Source organism: Rhodopirellula sp. MGV (assembly GCF_002251265.1).
Lineage (GTDB): Bacteria > Planctomycetota > Planctomycetia > Pirellulales > Pirellulaceae > Stieleria > Stieleria baltica_A.
On the sequence record NZ_NPDI01000074.1, the window covers coordinates 1 to 20,053 of the forward strand.

The following is a 20,053-nucleotide window of genomic DNA, read 5'->3' on the forward strand; positions in this document are numbered from 1 at the left end:
GTTAGCCGGCCCACAATTCGCCATTGTTTTGATTGACCAGAGACAAGCTCTGATCGCTCAAAAGCGATCTCAATATCTGAACTCAACAGAAGTTTCACCACCAAATTGTCAATGATCGGTTTCGCTCGGAGTGTCGCGGTGACTTGTTGTCGGCGACGTCTCCCAGTGATGAGCGGGATTGTTATGCATGATCGGCCGGTGGTCAACGGGCAAACACAAGAAAGATGAAAATTAGCCGAAGACTTGATTCAGAATCCCTCACCCAGTCGCCACCTCACAAGCCATAAGTGGAGGTGCGTTTCAATAGCTATGCGAGTCCAACTTCACCTTCCCACGGAAGATCCAATAGATCGTCACCGTGTACGAAAGCACGCACGGAAGCCCAATCAACGCAACCACCAACATCAACCCCAGCGTTCGATGACTGCTCCGCGAGTCGTCTAATGTCACGCTAAAAGCGGGATCAATCGTCGACAGCATCAAGTTCGGATAAACCGCAACGCTGAACAACGAAGCGAGCGCCAAGATCACCATCGATGAACTGAAGAATGCATACAGCGGCTTCCGCAAATGCATCGCTCGCGGAATGTTGAGTACCGCCAAGAAGTTCAGCAGCGGCACGACCCAGAGGATCGGGTACTCGGAAAGATTTTCTGTGGAATGTGGCACGTGGTACCAAGTTGCCAAAGTGACCAATAAGTAAAGCGACGCAAAAACAAAGAACAGCGGCGTGATTCGCTTCCACACTCGCTCCTGCAATTCGCCTTCCGTCTTCAGGTACAGATAGATCGCACCATGCATCGCGAACAACGATGCCGTCAAAGCCCCCACCAACAACGGGTACCAATAGAGCTGGCTGAGAAGACTGCCTTCGTAAACGTAGTCCGCGCCAAGCTCCATCCCGGCCATGATGTTGCCGCCGGCAACACCCAAAAGCACGGCAACCGATAGCGAGGACGCGAAAAAGCCAAAGTCCCAGACCGACCGCCACAACTTGGAATGGACCTTGGAACGGAATTCCAAACTGACCGCACGGGCAATCAATCCGGTCAGCAACAAATAGAACGCGAGGTAAAAACTGCTGAAGACAGTGGCATAGGCGACCGGAAACGCCGCAAACAACGCTCCGCCAAACGTCACCAGCCAAACTTCGTTGCCGTCCCATAGCGGACCAATCGAATTCATCACCAACCGACGCTCTTCATCGGTCTTGGCAATAAACGGGTGGAGAATTCCGACCCCCAAGTCAAATCCGTCCAGAATCGTGTATCCGCACAGCAGCACGCCGAGCAAAAAGAACCAGATCAGTGTCAGCGTTTCGTAATCAAGCCCGATCATCGTTCCCCTCCGTTGAGTCTTCGCCCATTAAGTGGCCGCCGAGTGCTTGCCCCTGCTGCTCAAATAACTCCTGCATCCCTTCGCTGCGATGGCGAGCTTTCAGTTCCGCCAACTGTTCCACCGTTTCGGGACCATGCTGGATTTTGTGGTTCAAGACAAAGATCCAGACCGCGAACAGCAACGCATAGATGATCCCAAACAAGACGATCGAGGCGACGACTTGATCGGCAGTCACCGATTCGCTGAGGCCTTCGGACGTTCGCAATCCCATCATCGCGACGCCATCTTGGACCGACGGATAGACGATCCACGGTTGCCGGCCGACTTCGGCGGTGATCCAGCCCGCTTGATTCGCGATCATCGCGGCAATCGGCATGGCAACGATCGTCCACAACAGCCAACGCTTTTCCTCAAACGTGCCTCGATACCAAAACAACACCGACAGCCCTGCAACCGCGATCATCATCGATCCCAGGCCTACCATCAGGTGAAACGTTTGAAACGGCAGCCAAATTGGCGGCCGATCCGATTCGGGGATTTGATCCATCCCAGGGACCGGATCGGAAAAGTTGTTGTAAACCAGAAAGCTCAACAACCGTGGCAGCTGCAATCCAAAGTGGACGGTTTTGTTTTCAGCGTCAGGCCAACCGAACAAATACAGACCGGTGGGTTCCTCGCTCGTTTCAAAGTGGGCTTCCATCGCGGCGAGCTTTGCCGGTTGGGTCTCGACCAATTTTTGTGCGGCATCATGGCCCGTCATTGCTGCCGCGAACGTAAAGGCCAACGCGCTCGGCAGGGCGATCGACAAACAGCGGCGTGCGATATCCAGATGGCGACCTTTCAGAACGTAGTAGCTGCACACCGAAGCGACAAAGAACGCGCCCAAAACCAACGCACCAGTCAATGTGTGTGTTAGCCGATCAACCGAGGAAGGGTTGAAGACCATCGCCCAAAAGTCGGTGATCTCGGCCCGCGGCATGGGCGTCCCTTGAACGTCGTGCCAGACGATGTGGTAGCCCGCCGGTGTTTGTTGCCAGCTGTTGGCGATCACGATCCAAACAGCGCTGAACACCGACCCCATGAACACCATCAAGGTGCTGAAGAGATGCAGCGGTGGCTTCACTCGGTCCCAGCCGAATACCAAAATCGCCAGGAAACCGCTTTCCAGAAAGAATGCAAAGATGCCCTCGGCCGCGAGTGCGGATCCGAAGACGTCACCAACAAAACGTGAATACGCGGCCCAGTTGGTGCCAAACTCGAATTCCATCACGATCCCGGTCGAGACGCCCATCGCGAAATTGACCGCAAAGACACGTGTCCAAAACCGTGCGGCAATTTCCCACTCGGGTTTGCGAGTCCGGAAGTAGGCGAGTTCACAGAGGAAAAGCTGTAACCCGAGGCCGATCGAAAGCGGCGGGAACAAGTAATGAAACATTATTGTTCCGGCGAACTGCAACCGACTGAGTATTTCGACGTCCATCTCGAACCATGCTGGGTCTGCGATTGAAATGGCGACCCTCTCCCATGAGTTGATCACCAGCGCATCGACTGTCGGGATTGACCTCCGGGGATTAAACGCCGGAACACCGACCGCCAGTCAAGCTACCACGCCCAAGCATTGTGATGTTGGGCGACAGACCGTAAAGCATCATTCTTGTCGCAACCCTGCGTCGATTTATACAACTCAACGCAGCGTGTCAGCCGGAATGATCGTAAATGCAATGCTATTGCAAATAGAAAAATCGCTTCATTGCCCACATTGACTGTGCAAGGTCGGCAAGTGCGGCGGTTCGGTCTCCTTGGCGTGCCTGAGTTTGTGAATCGACAAATTCGAGCATCTTGTCAATCGATTGATCGGATAGTGGTTGGCCGTGAGCTTTCATCGCCATCTCTTCGATCTTTTCCCGTAGTGGTCGCGGGTCGGATTCAATCCGCTTTGCCCAGCGTGTCGATTGGTCGACCACAAAGGGCGAATTCATCATCACCAAGGATTGCGCGGGCACGTTCGATTGACTACGCCGGCCTTTGGGGCCAAACGGGTTGGGCATGTCGAAGGTGACAAGCAGCGGATTTAAAAAGTTACGGTACACCGCTTGGTAAATGGTGCGCCGCCCGTTCCCGTCCAGCGGGCCGCTCTCCCGTGCACCACGCCCCGTCATGAACGCGGTTCGGTGCGTCGGAATCGGCTCGCCATACATCTGCTCTGACAGGCTGCCAGCGCTATGCAAGATCCCATCGCGAATCATCTCTGCGTCCAACCGACGTAGATTCATGCGATGCAGCAACGCGTTGGTCGGGTCGGCTTCTGCGATTTGATTCGCGTCGTTGGCCGCATTTCCGACAACCGATTGTCCATAGGTTCGTGACAATACCAATCGCCGAATCAGCCGCTTTAATGACCAGCCGTCTTCGGCAAACTCGGTGGCCAGATAATCCAACAGCAGCGGATGTGTGGGCTCGGTGCCTTGAGGACCAAAATCGTCGAGCGAGGTCACGATGCCGCGTCCGAACAGGTGGTGCCAAACCCGATTGACTCGAACGCGGGCTGTTAACGGGTTCTCCAAAGTTGCGATTTCGTTGGCGAGGTCTAATCGGCTGCCCGCTTGCCCGCCAAAAGCGGACAGGTTCCGCGGCTCGACCAAATCGCCATGATTCGAATGCCCACCACGAATATAGATGGGCGATGATTGCCGGGTTCCGGCCGCCATTCCCAATGCCATCGGTGGTCGTTGCCATTGCCCGGTCAGGTCACTCAGTCGCTTGGCAAAATCAGGGGACGACTGGGAGGCGATCCATTGGCGTGCAAGTAAATCGGACTCGCCGGCGGCAAGTTTGCGTTTGCATTCCGCAATCGCCTCTTCGGCCGATTGTTTTTGCACGAACGAAGGTGGCGGTGACTGGGGAGCGTGTTCGCTGGTCCAAATTTGATCGACGGCGATCGAACCGTTGCCAGCATCGGTGAATTCCAGATAGGCCTGGTGCCCGATGTATTTCTTGAGATCGCCATCGAGTGAAATCCAGCGGAATTCGCCTCCGGTGTCGACTTGGCCTTTCTCGCGATTGGTTCCTGCGAAGAGTAACGCCGAGAACTTTGCCATCTCGTAGTGATCGATGATCAGGCGAACGGTTGATTCAGGACCGCCACGCATCCAGATATCGATTCGCGGTGACGTGATTTCAAACGTCGGCGATCGCAATGTCCCATGTGCCGTGTTCCCATAAACACCGCTGTCGATCGTCCCGGCACGATGGCCTTCCGGTACGGCTGACAGTGCATAACGCAATGAATCATCGACCGACTGAAACGCGATTCCTGTCGTTGTCCAGCCTTCGGGCAGTTCGCAACCACAGAAATCAACCATTTCAGTCGCTTGCGATGAATACGCGTTCCAGCGTTCTTCGTTGAAACCCTGATGACGTTCGGCGAGTTCTGCAAAGGCGTTGCCTAGTTCGTCGTCTGTCGGCTTCGGCGTTTTATTTACATACGCTGCAAACTCACTGCGAACGGCGTCCATTTGTTCCGCGAGAGCTCTGCGTTTGCCGTGTGGGTCCAGCGGGATGTCCTGGCGGCAGCTGCTTTCCAACATCGCTTGCATGGCGTAGTAGTCCGCCGTGCTGATCGCGTCAAACTTGTGATCGTGGCAGCGGGCGCAGGCGATCGTCAGACCGAGGAAAGTTTTGCCGAACACATCGATCTGGTTCGAGAACGTGTCGGCTTCGTTTTGCAGGACATCCGTCGGTGCATGCGTCGATTCATGCAGGTACCAAAAGCCCGTTCCCAATACCGATTGGTCGTATCCCTGTGTTGGGTGCGGACGTGGCGACTTGAGCAAATCGCCCGCGAGGTGCTCGCGGACGAGTCGGTCGTAGGGGACGTCTTCGTTCAACGCGTCGATCAAATAGTCGCGGTATCGGAACGCATTGGAAATCGGATAATCGAATTCGTGGCCAAACGTGTCGGCATAACGAACCAAGTCCAACCAGTGGCGCGCCCACTTCTCGCCGAACCGCGGCGAATCGAGCATCTCGTCGACGAGTTGTCGTTTCGCTTCGTCCGAGCGATCGGAATTGATGCGTCGGATTTGTTCGAGCGTCGGTGGCAGGCCGACTAAGTCAAAGCTCACTCGCCGCAGCCACACGAGCGGATCGGCATCATCCGCCGGCTGCAAGTTGGCTTCGCGAAGTCTTGCCAAGATGAAACGATCGACGTCGTCGCGTGACCAATCGTCGTTCTCTAGTTGTGGCGGTTCCGGATCCGCGATGGGCCGCCACGACCAATGTGTTTCGAAGCGTTCGTCGAGGTCGAATTGTTTCCGTTTGCCGGTCGTCGCAGTTGCTTCACGCGGATCGTAGGCGCCGCTGGCGATCCATTGTTCTAGGATTTGCAGTTCCGCGTCGGTTAACCGCGAATCGGGCGGCATTCCCATCACGCGTTCTTCGGTATAGCGGACCGCGTCCATGATCAAGCTTTTATCGGGATCGCCAGCAACGATGGCCGCGCCCGAATCGCCGCCGTCTTGCCAACCTTGGCGACTGTCGAGTGCCAGGCTGGCTTCGGTTTCATCGCCGGAGTGGCATTCGTAGCACTTGTCGACCAGCAGCGGCCGGACTTTGTTTTCAAAGAACGCCGCCTGTTCGCTGTCGGCGTGTTGAGTGTCTTCACCGCGTACGGTCAGACCCGACGCGATCACCATGCAAATTGCGAAGGTTCGTTTCATGCCAAGACTCCTTCGATCAGTTTGCCGTGCACGTCCGTCAGACGCATGTCGCGTCCGCTAAACCGAAATGTGGTGCGAGTGTGATCGAGTCCCATCAGATGCAACATCGTCGCATGTAAGTCGTGCATTTCGTATCGGTCGCGAATCGCGTGATAGCCCCACTCGTCGGTTTCGCCAACCGTCACGCCGCCTTGAACGCCACCGCCAGCCATCCAAATCGTAAAGCCGAACGGGTTGTGGTCACGTCCGTTTGCGCCTTGCGCGAACGGTGTCCGCCCGAACTCACCGGCCCAAACGATCAACGTCGAATCGAGCAGGCCGCGTTGCCGAAGGTCTTTGATCAGCGCCGCGATCGGTTGGTCCACCGTGCGGCAGTTCTTGGTGTGTCCGTCGAACAGATTGCTGTGTTGATCCCAGCGGTCACCGTTTCCGGCCGGACAGGTCAGTTCGATAAAGCGAACGCCCCGCTCGACCAACCGGCGGGCTACCAGGCATTCGGTGCCAAAGGTCCGCGTGTTATGAAAGTCAGACTCCAGACCATACATTTGCTTGGTGGCAGCCGTTTCCTGTTGCAGGTCCATCAAGTCCGGCACTGTGGTCTGCATCCGGAAGGCGACTTCAAAGTTTTGGATCGCCGTTTCGATCTCGTTGTCGTAACCGCTTTCGCGAAGAGCGTCTTGGTCGAGTTCCGCGATCAAGTCCAGCTTGTTGCGTTGCAATTGCGAGGACGGTTCGAGTGGTTTGATGTTGGCAATCGGGTTCTGCTGCGGCAGGAACAAGCTGCCTTGATAGGCCGAAGGTAAAAATCCGCTGCCGAAACAATCCAACCCGCCGGGCGGGATCAATCCGCCATTGAGCACCACAAAGCCGGGCAGTTCGGCGTTTTCGCTTCCCAGGCCATAGCCGAACCAGGCTCCCATGCTGGGGCGGCCTTGCAACCCGCTGCCGGTGTGCAGGAAGTAGTTCGCAGAAGTGTGTTCCGAAAACTCGCTCGTCATCGAACGAACAACGGCCAACTCATCGACGACTTCGGACAGATGCGGAAACAGGCTGCTGACCTCGATCCCGCTTTCGCCGTGTTTGGCAAATTCCCAGGGGCTGCCCAGGACTTTGCCGACATTGTCAAACTGCGTGGGAGCGAGTTTGCCGATCGTTTTCGCCGGGTCTTGCCCGTCGTACTTCTTGAGCAGCGGTTTCGGGTCGAACGTGTCGACTTGGCTTGGGCCGCCGTCCATGTACAAAAAGATGACGCTTTTGGCTTTGGCGGGAAAGTGTGTGGGCTTCGGGGCGAGTGGGCCGTCGCCAGTAGAATCGCCCGCAGTCGCAGAAATCGGCGAGGCGTGCGCGGTGCCGTCTGCTTCACTAAGCAAGGCACCGAGAGCGAGGGCACCCAAGCCGCTGCCGACTTCGCCGAGCCAATGGCGACGGGACTGGGGCAGGTCACGAAAGCGTCGACAATGATGGCTTGCCATGTCGGACTCGCTATGGAATCAAAGGTGGGATAGTAGGCGGGACAGTCTATTCTAGCTGATGGAGCTTGCCGGCTGTGACACGACCTTGCCGTTGATTCTCCTCAATTAAGCGGCTCTGCTGGAGGGGGTGTCTACACCGCCGGGACCAGCCACGCGGCGATGACGGTGACAACCAACGCCGACAGCCCCATCGCAGTGCTCATCGGCGCCAGCGTTTTCAAGCCTTCCGATTCGGTCATCCCGCTCATTCGGGTGATCACCCAAAACGCGCTGTCTGTCATCCAAGACACCGGCTTGCTGCCGGCGCCGATTGCCATCGCCAAATAAACGGGGTGAAACGGCAAACTTTCGCTCGATGCAAATCCTTGCAGAACGCCTGCGGCGGTGATCATCCCCACGGTGGCTGAGCCTTGCAGAGTCCGAATGGCGGCAGTAACCAGAAACGCGACCGGCAACAGCACCAATCCGGCATCCGTATCCACCAAGTCACTGACTGCCGTCGCGATGCCTGCGTAATACAACATCTTGCCGAACGCACCGCCAGCTGCAGTGATCAAGATAATGTTGCCTGCCGAAGCCAACGAACGGCTGACCAGCGTCTGACGTCGGTCTTTGTCAATGAATCCGACTAAGCGGAACGCCAAGGCGACTCCGACGGCAATGGCAATGTTTTTATCGCCGACAAACAGCATCGCTTCGGTCGCATCTCCGCTCGATAGATGTCCGGCATCGAGAGCATAGCGAATCACACTGCCAAGAGTGATCAAGACGACCGGCACGATGATCGGCAATAGCGACATCCAAAGTCCCGGCATTACCTTTTCATCTTCATTGGTTTCGGTTGGCATCTGTGATTCGTCAATCGCATGTATCGTTCCGTCTGCTTCACTTTCACGAAAGGGAACGTGCACGAAGTGATTGATCAAGCGGGCGGAGGCGAGCGAAAGAGTGCTGCTGAACACACCGATGGCGAGACCAGCGATCAACATCACGCCGACATCGATCCCGAGAATCTCGGCAACTTGCAGCGGCCCCGGCGTTGGAGGGATCAGCGAGTGGGCGATCGAGCCGCCGGCCATGATCGCCAACAGGAACAACACATAGTTTTTACCGACCGCTTTTCGCATCGATCTGGCAAGCGGCACCATCAGGTAGAACACTGTGTCAAAGAAAACGGGGATGCCGATGATGAACGAGCTGACGGCAAGTGCCTCGGGGGCTCGTCGCGGGCCCGTGATCGCAAGGATTCGAGCGACGATGGTGTTCGCCGCGCCGGACTCGCTAAGCAAACCGCCGATCACGCTTGCGAGTGCGATTAGGATTCCAATCCGGCCGACGGTGTTGCCGAATTCGCCGGACAAACGCTTGACGGGGCTGCTGTGCGGGAATGACTCAGCTTCTTTAGGGGTGAAGCGTTCGGCAGCGACTTCGCGGTCTGCATGTTGTTGCAGGCTGGCGGTATCGGTCAGGCCTGCGACAAGAAGTCCCGCTAACAAGAGCGTCATGAAAGCGTGCAGGCGAAAACGCAAGATACAGACGAGAACGACGGTAATCGCGAGCGCGACAATCCACCAAATATTCATCAAGGTTTGTCAGCCGGGGAGCAAAATTGACTGCGGCAATCAGTCGATCTGGTCGACAGATCGAAAGGGGCGTAGATTATGCAAGCTAGAAACTTAGCAGAATTCGAGGGCGGGCGTGGTCGCCGTCCCCCGAGCAATCGTTTGTTGGTTACAAAGGGTTGCCGAGACGTCTTGAACGAGCTGCATCAACGCCTGTGCCGGTGTGAAGTCATTGGTGCCGGACGATTGATGACCTAGACTCGACAAAAGAATGTTCTTAGCCGATGTTGAACCAGCATTCGTAAGGTGAACTCCGGGGCCGAGTCGGTCGCGGACGGGTTTTCAATCCTCACACAACCGGTCAATCAGTCACGTGTCCGACAGTCCTTCTGAAACCAAGGTCTCGTTTTTCGAGAAGCACGAATTTGCCATTCGTCGAATTCACTCCTTGTTGGGCATCGTGCCGTTGGGCTTGTACATGGTCGTTCACCTGACGACCAATGCCAGCCTGCTCAATGGCGTCGAAACGTTTCAGCGGGCCGTGTTCATGATCCACAGCCCCGGCAAGTTGTTGCCGCTGATCGAGTGGGCGTTCATCTTCGCACCACTGTTGTTCCACGCCATCTTGGGTGTTTGGATTGCAAAAACCGGACGCACCAACAGCGGTCAATATCGCTTCGCCAGTAACAAACGCTATTCGTGGCAACGCTGGACCGGCATGATCGGGCTGGTCTATTTGTTCTTGCACATCATGCACCTTCACGGCGGCTTCCACGCCCAGTGGTGGATCAACTCGATCAACGGCATCGGATTTGGCATGTTCTCGCCCTACAACGCCGGTAGCTCGCTGGTCCGTGCGATGGACTGGGGCTGGGGCGTCGTCTGGCCGACGATCTACTTGGTCGGCATGCTGTCGCTGGTCTATCACCTTGCCAACGGTTTGTGGACCGCCGGGATTACCTGGGGGCTTTGGATTAGCCCCGCGGCACAGGCTCGCGCGACAAAAGTTTGCGTGGCGTTCGGCATCGTTTTGACGGTTATCTCTTTGTCAGCTTGGGCTGGCGCCGTAATCCCAGGCGAAGAGGACGCACAAGCGATGGAAGCCATCGAAAACCGCATGTACGAGGCGGGCGTCGAAGCCGGAATGGTTCCCGAGAACGAAGAAAAACGTGCTCACCACAGCGCAACCGATGTCGAAGCGGGCGAAGAAGCGGTCAGCGATACCGAAGCGACCGCGATGACCGAGTTCGTCCCAGCCAGCTAAACCACAGCGCCGACACCGTCCGGCGGAATCCAATCCAACGCAGTCACCACCTTAGAAAACAAGAATCGAATCGCCATGGCAAATCAACGAGTCGTCGTCGTCGGCGGAGGTCTAGCCGGTCTGGCCAGCACGATGAAATTGGCCGAACTTGGCATCAACGTTGACCTGATCAGCTTGACTCCCGTTAAACGCTCCCACAGCGTTTGTGCTCAAGGCGGCATCAACAGCTGCAACGACCAGACCCGACAACTGGGTGACAACGAGTTCAAACACTTCGACGACACCGTCTACGGCGGTGACTTTTTGAACCACCAGCCGCCAGTGAAAGAAATGGCCGACTGGGCTCCCAAAGTCATCGACTTGATGGACCGCCTGGGCGTTCCGTTTAACCGCACCGGCGAAGGCTTCATCGACCGTCGTCGATTCGGCGGGACGCTTTACAAACGAACCGCATTTGCCGGCGCGACCACCGGGCAGCAACTGCTCTACGCACTGGATGAACAGGTGCGCCGCCGCGAGAGTGAAGGCAAGGTTCGCAAGTTTGAATTCTGGGATTTCCAGGGGCTGATCCAAGACAGCACCGGTCGCTGCCGTGGCGTCGTCGCACAAGACATGGTGTCAATGGAAATGCGATCGTTCCCCGCCGACGCGGTCGTCGTCGCAACGGGCGGTTGCGGTTTGGTCTACGGACGCAGCACGATGAGCGTGTTCTGCACCGGTAGCGCGGCAAGCCGCTGCTTCCAAGCAGGCGCCAAATACGCCAACGGCGAATTTATCCAAGTTCACCCGACCGCGATCCCAGGCAGCGACAAACTGCGACTGATGAGCGAATCGGCTCGTGGCGAAGGCGGCCGTGTTTGGGTTCCACGTAAACCACACGATAGCCGTTCGCCACGCGACATTCCCGCCGCGGACCGTTACTACTTCTTGGAAGAACGCTACCCCGAGTATGGGAACCTTGTTCCACGTGACATCGCAACGCGTGAAATCTTCGACATCTGCGTCAACGAAGGCCTGAGCGTCGATGACGAGCGGATGTGCGTTTACTTGGACTTGACGCATATCTCCAAAAGCGAATTGGACCGCAAGTTGGGCGGTATTCTGGAGATCTACGAAAAGTTCCAAGGCGTCGACCCTCGAATCGAGCCCATGCGGATCTTCCCGGCCGTCCACTACAGCATGGGCGGCTTGTGGGCCGACTATGTCCGCACCGCGGCCGGCGGTCTGGAACCTGGCGCACCAAAGAACCACATGACCAACATCGAAGGCCTCTACGCCATCGGTGAATGCGATTACCACTACCACGGTGCAAACCGCTTGGGTGCGAACTCGCTGTTGTCGTGCATCTTTACAGGCTTGTTCACCGGTCCTTCGATCGTGAACTACATCGAAAACCAATCCGAAGGACACGCCGACCTTGCATCCAGCGAGATCGATTCGGCGGTGAAAAAACAGCAAGACCGCCACGACAGCTTGCTCAAAGGCGACTCCAGCAGCGACGAAAACCCCTACCTGATTCACCAGGAACTGGGCGATGTGATGACTCGCGCCGCAACGGTCGTCCGCCGTAACGATCAACTCAAAGACGCGATCGAAACCGTCAACGAACTGCACGAACGTGCGATGAAGGTCAGCTTGTCGGACACCGGTGGCTGGTCCAACCAGAACGTGTTGTTCTCCAAGTCGCTTCAAGACATGTTCCCGATCGCCAAGTGCATTCTGCAAGGCGCGTTGCAACGGGATGAATGCCGCGGGGCACACTACAAGCCGGAATTCCAAAGGCCGTCTTTGACCGCCGAGGATCCCGCCGAACGCCGCAAACAGGCGGAAGAGTGGCTGGACGAGTTCGACAAGAACAACGAAAAATTCCTCAAAAGCACGATCGCCGAATACGACAATGCTTCGATGAAGCCAAAGCTAAGCTACGAAGCGGTCGATACGTCACTGATTCAACCACGACCACGTTTGTATGGCCTGGTCGGCGCGGACATCATCGAACAGGTGTTCAAAGAGCGTGCCGAAGCCAAAAAAGCAGGCGCGGCACCCGCCGCCTCCGCTTGATCTCGCACGTTAGTTCCCGTTCCGTTCGCAACGCCCAAAACATCCAAATCCCTTTAGGTTTCAAATAGGCTGACTCCATGATTGCTTTCGACCAACATGCGAAACGCCCTGAGTTTATCAACGTTCGTGTCAAGCGACAGGACGGTCCTGGTAAAGAGCCGTATTGGCAATTGTTCAAGATCCCCTACGAGCCGGAATTGAACGTCATCACGGTCCTCCAGCGGATCGCGGCACTTGGCAAAGACGCCGATGGCAACAAGTCGTTTCCGGTTTGCTGGGACTGCGGGTGCTTGGAAGAGGTCTGTGGCGCTTGCACGATGGTCATCAACGGCCGCGTCCGCCAAAGCTGCAGTGCGTTGGTTGACCGCCTGATGGAGGACAATCCTGACGAGTTGGTCCTGGAACCGATGTCGAAGTTCCCTGTCATTCGCGACTTGATGGTCGATCGATCGCGTTTGTTCCGTGGCCTCAAACGCGTCAAAGCTTGGGTTCCCGTCGACAGCTACTACGACATGGGACGCGGTGAACGCCAATTGCGTGAAATGCAAGAACGCAACTACCCGCTCAGTCAGTGCATGAGCTGTGGATGCTGCGTCGAAGCATGCCCGCAATACACGAAAATCGAGCTGGAACAAAAGCCAGGCGAAAGCGACGAAGCCTTTGACGCTCGAAAAAACGACGCGTTCGACAAAGCGTTCGTTGGCCCGCATGCGATTTCGCAAGCGATGCTGTTCAACAATCATCCCACCGGCAAAGCGTTGGAAGGCGAACGTTTGGACGCCTTGACCGCCCCAGGTGGCATCCAGGCTTGCGGCAACGCTCAAAACTGCGTCGCGGTTTGCCCCAAGGAAATTCCGCTGACCACCTCGATCGCTCGTGCTGGACGAGCCACCACCCTGCACACCATCCGCAAGTGGTTCGAAAAGTAAGCAGCGTCGCGAAAGCGATTAGCTGTGTCTGAGCGAGCCCACCGAGGCTCGGCAGACATCGCGAATAGAGTTCTCATCGGCCAGTTGCATCGTCGGGATATTCGCGGCGATCAATGGCCCAGCGGCTTGCCCAAATTCGTTGAAATCGATGGTGTTGATGACCGCTGCGACTGCTTTGCCGCGGCGTGCAAAGCCCACCAAAGTCGCGATTGTTTCTGGAGTCGCTTTCTGAAAGATCGCGATCAGTGTGGTTTCTGAACTGATTCGCGATTCGGCTTCGATCAAAAGCTGTGCGAACGACATCCCGTCGCTTCTCTCGAGCCGAGCCAGTTGAGTTCTCAGTTTCTGAAACTGTAGCGGGCCACGTCCGACATCAACGATGACTGGACGCAAGCGGTCATTTTTGTTGGTCCGTTGCGCCGAACGTTGGGCCTGTTCTCGAATGCGATGGTCGCCACGCCAACCGTCAGTGCGTATGCGGTCCGCAGCGTCTCGTCCGTTGGTCACCATCGCAAAGGGCTGTGATTGCTCCATCAATGAACTCGCAATCGAAGCCGCCGTGGTGATCGCCAAATCAGTACGGATTGGTTCTTGATTGGTAGGATTGGTTTCAACATGCAGGTCCAATACCAGTGTGGCACCAGCAATCGACGTGGGTTCATAGACCTTGCTGTGCAGGATTCCGGTTCTCGCGGTCGCCGACCAATGGACACGACGCATCGGGTCACCCGGTTGCCATTGGCGAATGCCACGCAATCGCGTCGGGTCTTCTAGTACGTTCGCCCGCATGCGGATCTCGCCCATCGGACGAGGTGAAGCGATGTCGTAGCCTTCCAGTGGCAGTACCTTTGGCAAAACGGTGATGTACTGCGGTTCGGTACCCACACGGAATCGGCGATAGAGTCCCATGACATCGCCGGTTTCCAGCACCGTTGGGCCGATCTGAAAATAGCCTCGGCGGTTGCATTTGACCGTGTATTCGAGATCGCGAGTTTGGTTGGGCCATAGCAACAGCACTTGGACCCGCTCACCAGTGACCTTTAATGTCGGAGGATCATGGATCGTCGCCCAGTGTGGAACAAGGTCTTCGACCAATAGCCAAACGACGGGTAAACGCGACGTGTTTTGCAGGCTTAATTTGACCGAGAACGATTCACCGACATGCAGTTCTTCGTTCCGCCCATGACGTGTCGCGATCGTGGCGGTTGCCCAGGTTTTGGCCAGATACTGATTCAGCAGAATGACCGACGCCGCAACAATCGCGGTCAACACCCACAAAGACGCTCCGAAAAGCAATCCGATCAGCAGCACCGCAGAAGCAGCCGCGAGCAGTTTGAACAACCCGGACGGCTCCGAATGACTGGCATCGGCCGCTGGAGGCGATTGCGAACCGGGCGAGTTGGCTGGTTTGATCATGCCAATAGTTTACCACCTGGGACTCTGCGAAGCGTCACTTAGCGATAAACCTGTTACTTTCGCTAAACCGGCGCCGGGAGGTCTCGTCGGTTGAACGTTCTGGCGGCAAGGGCGTAGAACACAATCCCGAGCATCATCAACAACAACGGATATGCCAAGGGGGGCATGGCGGCGTCCGGTAATGTCGTCGTCAGACTCCATAGCGAACTGCCTGTTTCACCGGTCATGTTGACCAATTTCTGAGGCTTGTAACAACTGAAAAAGGACAGGTTCAGCAGCCACTGCAGTGAATCCGTCGCTTTGCCGAGACCGTACATCACCGCCTGCAAAACGTAGATGCCCATTACGATCCCGATCGTTCGCCATCGATATCGGTCACAGCAACTGAAGAACGTCGAGAGTCCCAGCAGAAAAAAGCCGAACGCGAACAGGTTGAAGGTCGCGGGCGCAAAGACCGCTGGATCAACGCGTTCGCTAAGCGGGAACGATTCTTTGATCGGTTCGCCAAGTTGTAGCGGGACCTCCCAGCCAAACACTGGAACCTGAACCATCGGCGTCGGTTGCGTTTCCTTGACCGTTGTCAGATGAACGCCGATCGCCAAGCCGCCCCACACGAACAAACACAACAGCGTCAGACCGCCGACCGCAACCAGTGCGTGTGACCACAACAAACTGGTACGTCGAATTGGTTGGGCAAGCAACATTTCCATGGTGCCGCGTCCTAATTCGCCGCTGACGACATCGCTGCCACGTGAGATACACCAGATCACGACACAGATGATGATGATGGGCTCGTCATAGGTCATGCCGACACGACCTTGATAGGTGAAGAGCGAATCGAAGCTGATCGGGGCAAACTTTTCAAAGTCACGGAACTGTTCCAAAATCGTCTGAAACTGTCCCATGTCCAACAAGCTGACCACCCAAACACGCACCCACGCGAACGCGAACAAGGCGATTGCCAGCGCGAAGAACAACAACATCGCTTGTTTGACGTAGCTGCGGACCATTGCGGCATCAATCATTGGGACACCTCGCCGGTCAGCTCGTGATTGGTTTCGTTCGCATCCAAGTCGGGGGCAACACGTGGATCGTCGGCCTGTTGGTGATGAACGGAATCGTAGATCGCACGCAGTCCCAGCGGCTCGATCCGCATTCGTTCGAGATGCAAAGTTGCAAGCCATCCGAGCATTGGGGCCAAGTCGCCGGAGGTTTCGATCCGGATCGCGTTGGGCCTTTCGTCAGTCCCATGGTCAATCGCGTTGATCTGAACTTGACTTGAAAAGGACTCTGGGATGGACTGCCTTGTGGATTCGATCGTGCGACCGGTTGGTAGGTCAGCCCAGATGCGATGGCGTTGAAACAGTTCCGCCATCACCAGCTCACGTGCCAAGCGTCCTTTGCGCAGGAACGCGACTCGGTTGCAGGTTTCTTCGATTTCGCTCAGCACGTGAGACGAAAACATCACCGTCCGGCCATCACGGTGGGCGTCGGTGACATACCGCAGCACACTCGCGCGGACCGAAGGGTCCAAATTCGCGGTCGGCTCGTCCAGAATCAGCAGCGGTGTTTTTGGCGCGAGGACTACGGCCAGTGCCAGTTTTTGTCGCATGCCGGTCGACATCATCCCGACATGCCGGCGGGTATCGAGCTCCAACTCGTCCGCAATTTGCCGGCTTCGCTGATAATCCCCCAGGGGATGGAGGTCAGCGAAAAACCGGAGTACCCCTTCGCCGCGCAAGTGCCGCGGCAGTCGTGCGTCGCCTGGCAGATACGAGACACGCTTACGGACTTCGACGGAGTCCAGTTTCGGGTCGACACCACAAACGCGAACATCACCACCCGATCGTTGCAAATAGCCCAACAGTGACCGAATGAGCGTCGTTTTTCCCGCACCATTGGGGCCTAGCAGCCCGAAGACGTCGCCTTGGCGAACGGTCAGGTCACATTCCTCCAGAGCTTGGAATTCACCGTATCGTTTGGATAACTCACGGCAGGTCACTACCGGTTCGAGGTCCATGTGGCCGTCAAGGTCGTTCATTTCCGAAACTGCAATCAAGTTGTCGTACTGCGTCGTGTGTGACAATCGTTCTCGGGAAGTGCCCATTGTTTACTTCCGAACCTTCGGTGATAAGTCCACGTCTATTGTCAACCAAAGTCAAACCGTAAAATCCGGACCGCGATAAACGGCATTTCACCCCGGTCGGTGACAATTCCTGATTCGCACGTCACCCTGTGACAATAACCATTGCTGTTGTACCGCTCGGCTTAGACAAGCTGATTCACCACTCTTTAACATTGCTAATCAAGGGCCACCGAACTGATGCCAGAGAATGTACTGCCACGTGGATTTCGTTTTGGTGGAGTGACTTGTGGAATCAAAGCCAGTGGACGTCCGGACCTGTCACTGATCGTTTGCGACCAGCCAGTCGCGGCCGCTGGCGTCTACACCACCAACCAAATCGTTGCTGCTCCCGTCACGCTATGCAAAAGCCGTACGCCTTCGTCATCGATTCGTGCTGTCATCACCAATAGTGGCAATGCGAACGCCTGCACCGGCGAACAGGGAGCATTGAACGCTGCCGAAATGTGTCGATTGGTTGCAACGAAAATCGGTGCGTCTGATGAGCAGGTTCTGGTGATGAGCACCGGAATCATTGGAAAGCCACTGCCAATGGAACGCATCAAAGCCGGAATCGACTCGGTCGGCAATAAACTTGGCGACAGCATCGACGACTTTCAAGCGGCCGCTTCGGCAATTTTGACGACCGACAAAGGTCCCAAGACGGCACACCGTGAAGTCAAACTCGGTGGCGTCACCGTCAGGCTGTCCGCGATGGCCAAAGGTGCCGGCATGATCGCTCCCAACATGGCGACCATGTTGGCCGTCGTGATGACCGACGCCGCGATCGCTCCAGAGATGTTGAAAGAGCTTTTAACAGAGGCGGCCGATTTAAGCTTTAACCGTGTCAGCGTCGACGGTCACACCAGCACCAATGACACCCTGTTGGCGTTGGCGAGCGGCGAAAGTGGCGTGGAAATCACCGCCGAACACAAGGCGGCGTTTGCCGAAGTGATGAATGACATCTGCACGCAACTCGCGCGTGAATTGGTGTCCGATGGCGAAGGTGCCCAGCACGTGATGAAGATTCATGTCACCGGTGCAAAAGATGATCACGACGCAAACGGAATCGCCAAAGCAATCGGCGAAAGCCCGCTGGTAAAAACCGCGATGACCGGCGGTGACCCAAACTGGGGCCGAATCGTTTCGGCCGCCGGATACGCCGGATTCCCAATCCAGCCCAACCTGACGACCTTGGAAGTGTGCGGGACAAAAATCTTCGAAAACGGAGCGCCGTTGCCTTTCGAAGCCGCCGCGCTAAGCCGCACCATGAAAGCCACTCCCGAAGTCGACATCGAACTGACCGTCGGCGACGGACCCGGCGAAGCCACCCGCTGGGCCAGCGATCTGACCTGCGAATACGTCCGCTTCAACAGCGAATACACCACATAAATAACCGTCAGCACAAACCACCCACGCGCGCTCATCGAAGGATCTTTGACAAGATCCACTACGGTGCAGCCTCATTCGCATCGATGGTCTTATCCGCTGACGCACAGCAAGACCGACAAGCCGAACACATCACGGAATACGGGTAGTGAATCTTGTTAAAGATCCGGGCTATTTGTCTTCTTCTTCCCGAAGGATCTTTAACAAGATCCACTACGGTGCAGCCTCATTCGCATCGATGGTCTTAACCGCTGACTCGCAGCAAGACAGACAATCCGAACACATCAGGTAAAAGCGGGTAGTGGATCTTGTTAAAGATCCGGACGCATATCTTCCTCGTCCCGAAGGATCGTTGACAAGATCCACGACGGTGTTCCTAGTAACGCTGCGAGCTGTTAAAGCTTGTCGATTGGCGCGATCGTGCTTGGTGTAATCTTCGAACTCACTGGGTTGTCGGGGTGAGTTCAACACCGCGCGGCGTAAACCTGCCGATGTGAATTCTGGTCGGACATTGAATTTCTATGCCACTCGATACCAGACTCAGGCGGGTTCCATGTTGTTACGTAGACTGACGTTGGCGCTAGCGATCGCGTCATCCTCTTATGCGATGGCCGATGAGGGTCGCAAGTCGCTCGCCGACAAGCATGCGCCTGCCGGGATCATGGGCGATCACCTTCATGACGAAGGCAAATGGATGGTCGAGTACAAGTACATGGTGATGTCCATGGAAGACAATCGGATCGGCGACAACAAGGTGTCGGATGCCGATGCGATTGGGCCACCCGGTCCGCCAGCAGGGATCAACGTCAACGGCATCCAAACGAATGCCGGCGCCGCGCCGACGGACATGACGATGGAAATGCACATGATGCACGTCATGTACGGCGCCACCGAGAACGTCACGTTGTACACGATGCTGATGTTGCCAAGCTTGACGATGGACCACATCCGCGGCGACATGAATCCTGGCGGACGCGGGACGTCCTTCACCACGCACAACAGTGGTTTCGGTGACACGTCGATGGGCGCATTGATTCGTCTTTATAGCGACGAACGCCAAGACTGGATCGCGAATCTCGGCTGCAGCGTTCCGACCGGGGATATCTATCGAGAATCAACGATTCCGACTGCCGGTGCTGTTTCACAGCCGCTGCCGTATCCGATGCGACTTGGCAGCGGAACGTTCAACGCCAAACCAGGCCTGACCTACAAACGCTACTGCGACTGGTGGTCGTTCGGGTATCAGTTCCAAACCGACTTGCCGATCGGACGCAATTATCGCGGGTACAGTGTCGGTGACGAGTTCCGATTCAACAGCTGGACCAGCGTTCTGTTAACTGACAACTGGGCCGTTTCACTGCGTGGCGAGCACCTGTGGCGGACCGCTTATGAGGGTCAAGACCCGACGGCCAACAACATGGTGATCGAAACCAACGTGGAAAGCTTCCGCGGCGGCTATTGGTACAACATGGGAATAGGGACTCAGTTCATGAAGAACGGTCACTACTTCAATTTCGAATTCGTGCCCACGATCGCGCAAGACCTGGACGGGATTCAGTTGGAAACCGACTATTCAGTCATCGCCAGTTGGTCCAAAGCCTGGTAACGCGGGTAGTGGATCTTGTTAAATATCTGGTCTATTTGTCTTCCTCTTCCCGCAGGATCATTAACAAGATCCACTACCCGTATTCCGTGATGAGTTCGGCTTGTCGGTCTTGCTGTGCGTCAGCGGATAGGACCATCGATGCGAATGAGCCTGCCCCGTAGTGGATCTTGTTAAAG

General features: G+C 56.2%; 13 protein-coding genes. 5 read left to right on the forward strand and 8 right to left on the reverse strand.

Going from position 1 to position 20,053, the window contains the following annotated elements:
* Positions 1-300: 300 nt before the first annotated feature.
* The 5 genes from cydB to CGZ80_RS25890 form a co-directional block, all read right to left on the reverse strand.
* Positions 301-1,338 carry a cytochrome d ubiquinol oxidase subunit II gene (cydB, locus tag CGZ80_RS25870; protein ID WP_094418584.1) on the reverse strand — a complete coding sequence of 346 codons (1,038 nt, stop codon included), beginning with the start codon at positions 1,336-1,338 and terminating at the stop codon, positions 301-303.
* Positions 1,325-2,818, reverse strand: a complete 1,494-nt coding sequence (locus CGZ80_RS25875) for a cytochrome ubiquinol oxidase subunit I (protein ID WP_094418585.1) — start codon at positions 2,816-2,818, stop codon at positions 1,325-1,327. The genes cydB and CGZ80_RS25875 overlap by 14 nt, the downstream gene beginning before the upstream one ends.
* Before the next feature lie 244 nt (positions 2,819-3,062).
* Complete coding sequence (locus tag CGZ80_RS25880; RefSeq protein WP_094418586.1) at positions 3,063-6,056, reverse strand: PSD1 and planctomycete cytochrome C domain-containing protein; 2,994 nt, start codon at positions 6,054-6,056, stop codon at positions 3,063-3,065.
* Positions 6,053-7,528 (reverse strand): DUF1501 domain-containing protein, encoded by a 1,476-nt coding sequence (locus tag CGZ80_RS25885; RefSeq protein WP_094418587.1) that lies wholly within the window; start codon positions 7,526-7,528, stop codon positions 6,053-6,055. Before CGZ80_RS25885 ends, CGZ80_RS25880 begins: the two co-directional genes overlap by 4 nt.
* Positions 7,529-7,659: 131 nt before the next feature.
* Positions 7,660-9,111, reverse strand: coding sequence for a GntP family permease (locus tag CGZ80_RS25890; RefSeq protein WP_094418588.1), 1,452 nt, complete (start codon positions 9,109-9,111; stop codon positions 7,660-7,662).
* A 352-nt stretch (positions 9,112-9,463) separates the two neighbouring features.
* Here CGZ80_RS25890 and CGZ80_RS25895 point away from each other — a divergent pair, with 352 nt between their 5' ends.
* From CGZ80_RS25895 to sdhB, 3 genes are all read left to right on the forward strand, one after another.
* Positions 9,464-10,354, forward strand: a complete 891-nt coding sequence (locus CGZ80_RS25895) for a succinate dehydrogenase cytochrome b558 subunit (protein WP_094418589.1) — start codon at positions 9,464-9,466, stop codon at positions 10,352-10,354.
* A 75-nt stretch (positions 10,355-10,429) separates the two neighbouring features.
* Entirely contained in the window at positions 10,430-12,415 is a 1,986-nt protein-coding gene (sdhA, locus tag CGZ80_RS25900; protein WP_409994568.1) for a succinate dehydrogenase flavoprotein subunit, read from the forward strand.
* A gap of 77 nt (positions 12,416-12,492) precedes the next feature.
* Positions 12,493-13,344 (forward strand): succinate dehydrogenase iron-sulfur subunit, encoded by an 852-nt coding sequence (sdhB, locus tag CGZ80_RS25905; RefSeq protein ID WP_094418591.1) that lies wholly within the window; start codon positions 12,493-12,495, stop codon positions 13,342-13,344.
* Positions 13,345-13,362: 18 nt separating this feature from the next.
* On the opposite strand, the gene CGZ80_RS25910 is transcribed toward sdhB, so the two are convergent.
* The 3 genes from CGZ80_RS25910 to CGZ80_RS25920 all read right to left on the reverse strand — a co-directional run bounded on the left by CGZ80_RS25910 (position 13,363) and on the right by CGZ80_RS25920 (position 16,801).
* Positions 13,363-14,760: a DUF58 domain-containing protein gene (locus CGZ80_RS25910; RefSeq protein ID WP_094418592.1), complete on the reverse strand. Its 1,398-nt coding sequence runs from the start codon at positions 14,758-14,760 to the stop codon at positions 13,363-13,365.
* 62 nt (positions 14,761-14,822) lie between these two features.
* Positions 14,823-15,785, reverse strand: a complete 963-nt coding sequence (locus CGZ80_RS25915; RefSeq protein WP_094418593.1) for an ABC transporter permease subunit — start codon at positions 15,783-15,785, stop codon at positions 14,823-14,825.
* Complete coding sequence (locus tag CGZ80_RS25920) at positions 15,782-16,801, reverse strand: ABC transporter ATP-binding protein (protein WP_094418596.1); 1,020 nt, start codon at positions 16,799-16,801, stop codon at positions 15,782-15,784. The genes CGZ80_RS25915 and CGZ80_RS25920 overlap by 4 nt, the downstream gene beginning before the upstream one ends.
* 282 nt (positions 16,802-17,083) lie before the next feature.
* Here CGZ80_RS25920 and argJ point away from each other — a divergent pair, with 282 nt between their 5' ends.
* Complete coding sequence (gene argJ / locus CGZ80_RS25925) at positions 17,084-18,274, forward strand: bifunctional glutamate N-acetyltransferase/amino-acid acetyltransferase ArgJ (RefSeq protein ID WP_094418594.1); 1,191 nt, start codon at positions 17,084-17,086, stop codon at positions 18,272-18,274.
* A 604-nt stretch (positions 18,275-18,878) separates the two neighbouring features.
* Positions 18,879-19,877, forward strand: a complete 999-nt coding sequence (locus tag CGZ80_RS25930; protein ID WP_094418595.1) for a transporter — start codon at positions 18,879-18,881, stop codon at positions 19,875-19,877.
* Positions 19,878-20,053 lie beyond the last annotated feature (176 nt).

What these genes read in the sequence shown, in the direction of transcription:
- cydB (WP_094418584.1), bottom strand. Translation starts at nt 1,338, where the DNA reads ATGATCGGGCTTGATTACGAAACGCTGACACTGATCTGGTTCTTTTTG.
- CGZ80_RS25875 (WP_094418585.1), bottom strand. Translation starts at nt 2,818, where the DNA reads ATGGACGTCGAAATACTCAGTCGGTTGCAGTTCGCCGGAACAATAATG.
- CGZ80_RS25880 (WP_094418586.1), bottom strand. Translation starts at nt 6,056, where the DNA reads ATGAAACGAACCTTCGCAATTTGCATGGTGATCGCGTCGGGTCTGACC.
- CGZ80_RS25885 (WP_094418587.1), bottom strand. Translation starts at nt 7,528, where the DNA reads ATGGCAAGCCATCATTGTCGACGCTTTCGTGACCTGCCCCAGTCCCGT.
- CGZ80_RS25890 (WP_094418588.1), bottom strand. Translation starts at nt 9,111, where the DNA reads ATGAATATTTGGTGGATTGTCGCGCTCGCGATTACCGTCGTTCTCGTC.
- sdhA (WP_409994568.1), top strand. Translation starts at nt 10,430, where the DNA reads ATGGCAAATCAACGAGTCGTCGTCGTCGGCGGAGGTCTAGCCGGTCTG.
- sdhB (WP_094418591.1), top strand. Translation starts at nt 12,493, where the DNA reads ATGATTGCTTTCGACCAACATGCGAAACGCCCTGAGTTTATCAACGTT.
- CGZ80_RS25910 (WP_094418592.1), bottom strand. Translation starts at nt 14,760, where the DNA reads ATGATCAAACCAGCCAACTCGCCCGGTTCGCAATCGCCTCCAGCGGCC.
- CGZ80_RS25915 (WP_094418593.1), bottom strand. Translation starts at nt 15,785, where the DNA reads ATGATTGATGCCGCAATGGTCCGCAGCTACGTCAAACAAGCGATGTTG.
- CGZ80_RS25920 (WP_094418596.1), bottom strand. Translation starts at nt 16,801, where the DNA reads ATGAACGACCTTGACGGCCACATGGACCTCGAACCGGTAGTGACCTGC.
- argJ (WP_094418594.1), top strand. Translation starts at nt 17,084, where the DNA reads ATGCCAGAGAATGTACTGCCACGTGGATTTCGTTTTGGTGGAGTGACT.
- CGZ80_RS25930 (WP_094418595.1), top strand. Translation starts at nt 18,879, where the DNA reads ATGGCCGATGAGGGTCGCAAGTCGCTCGCCGACAAGCATGCGCCTGCC.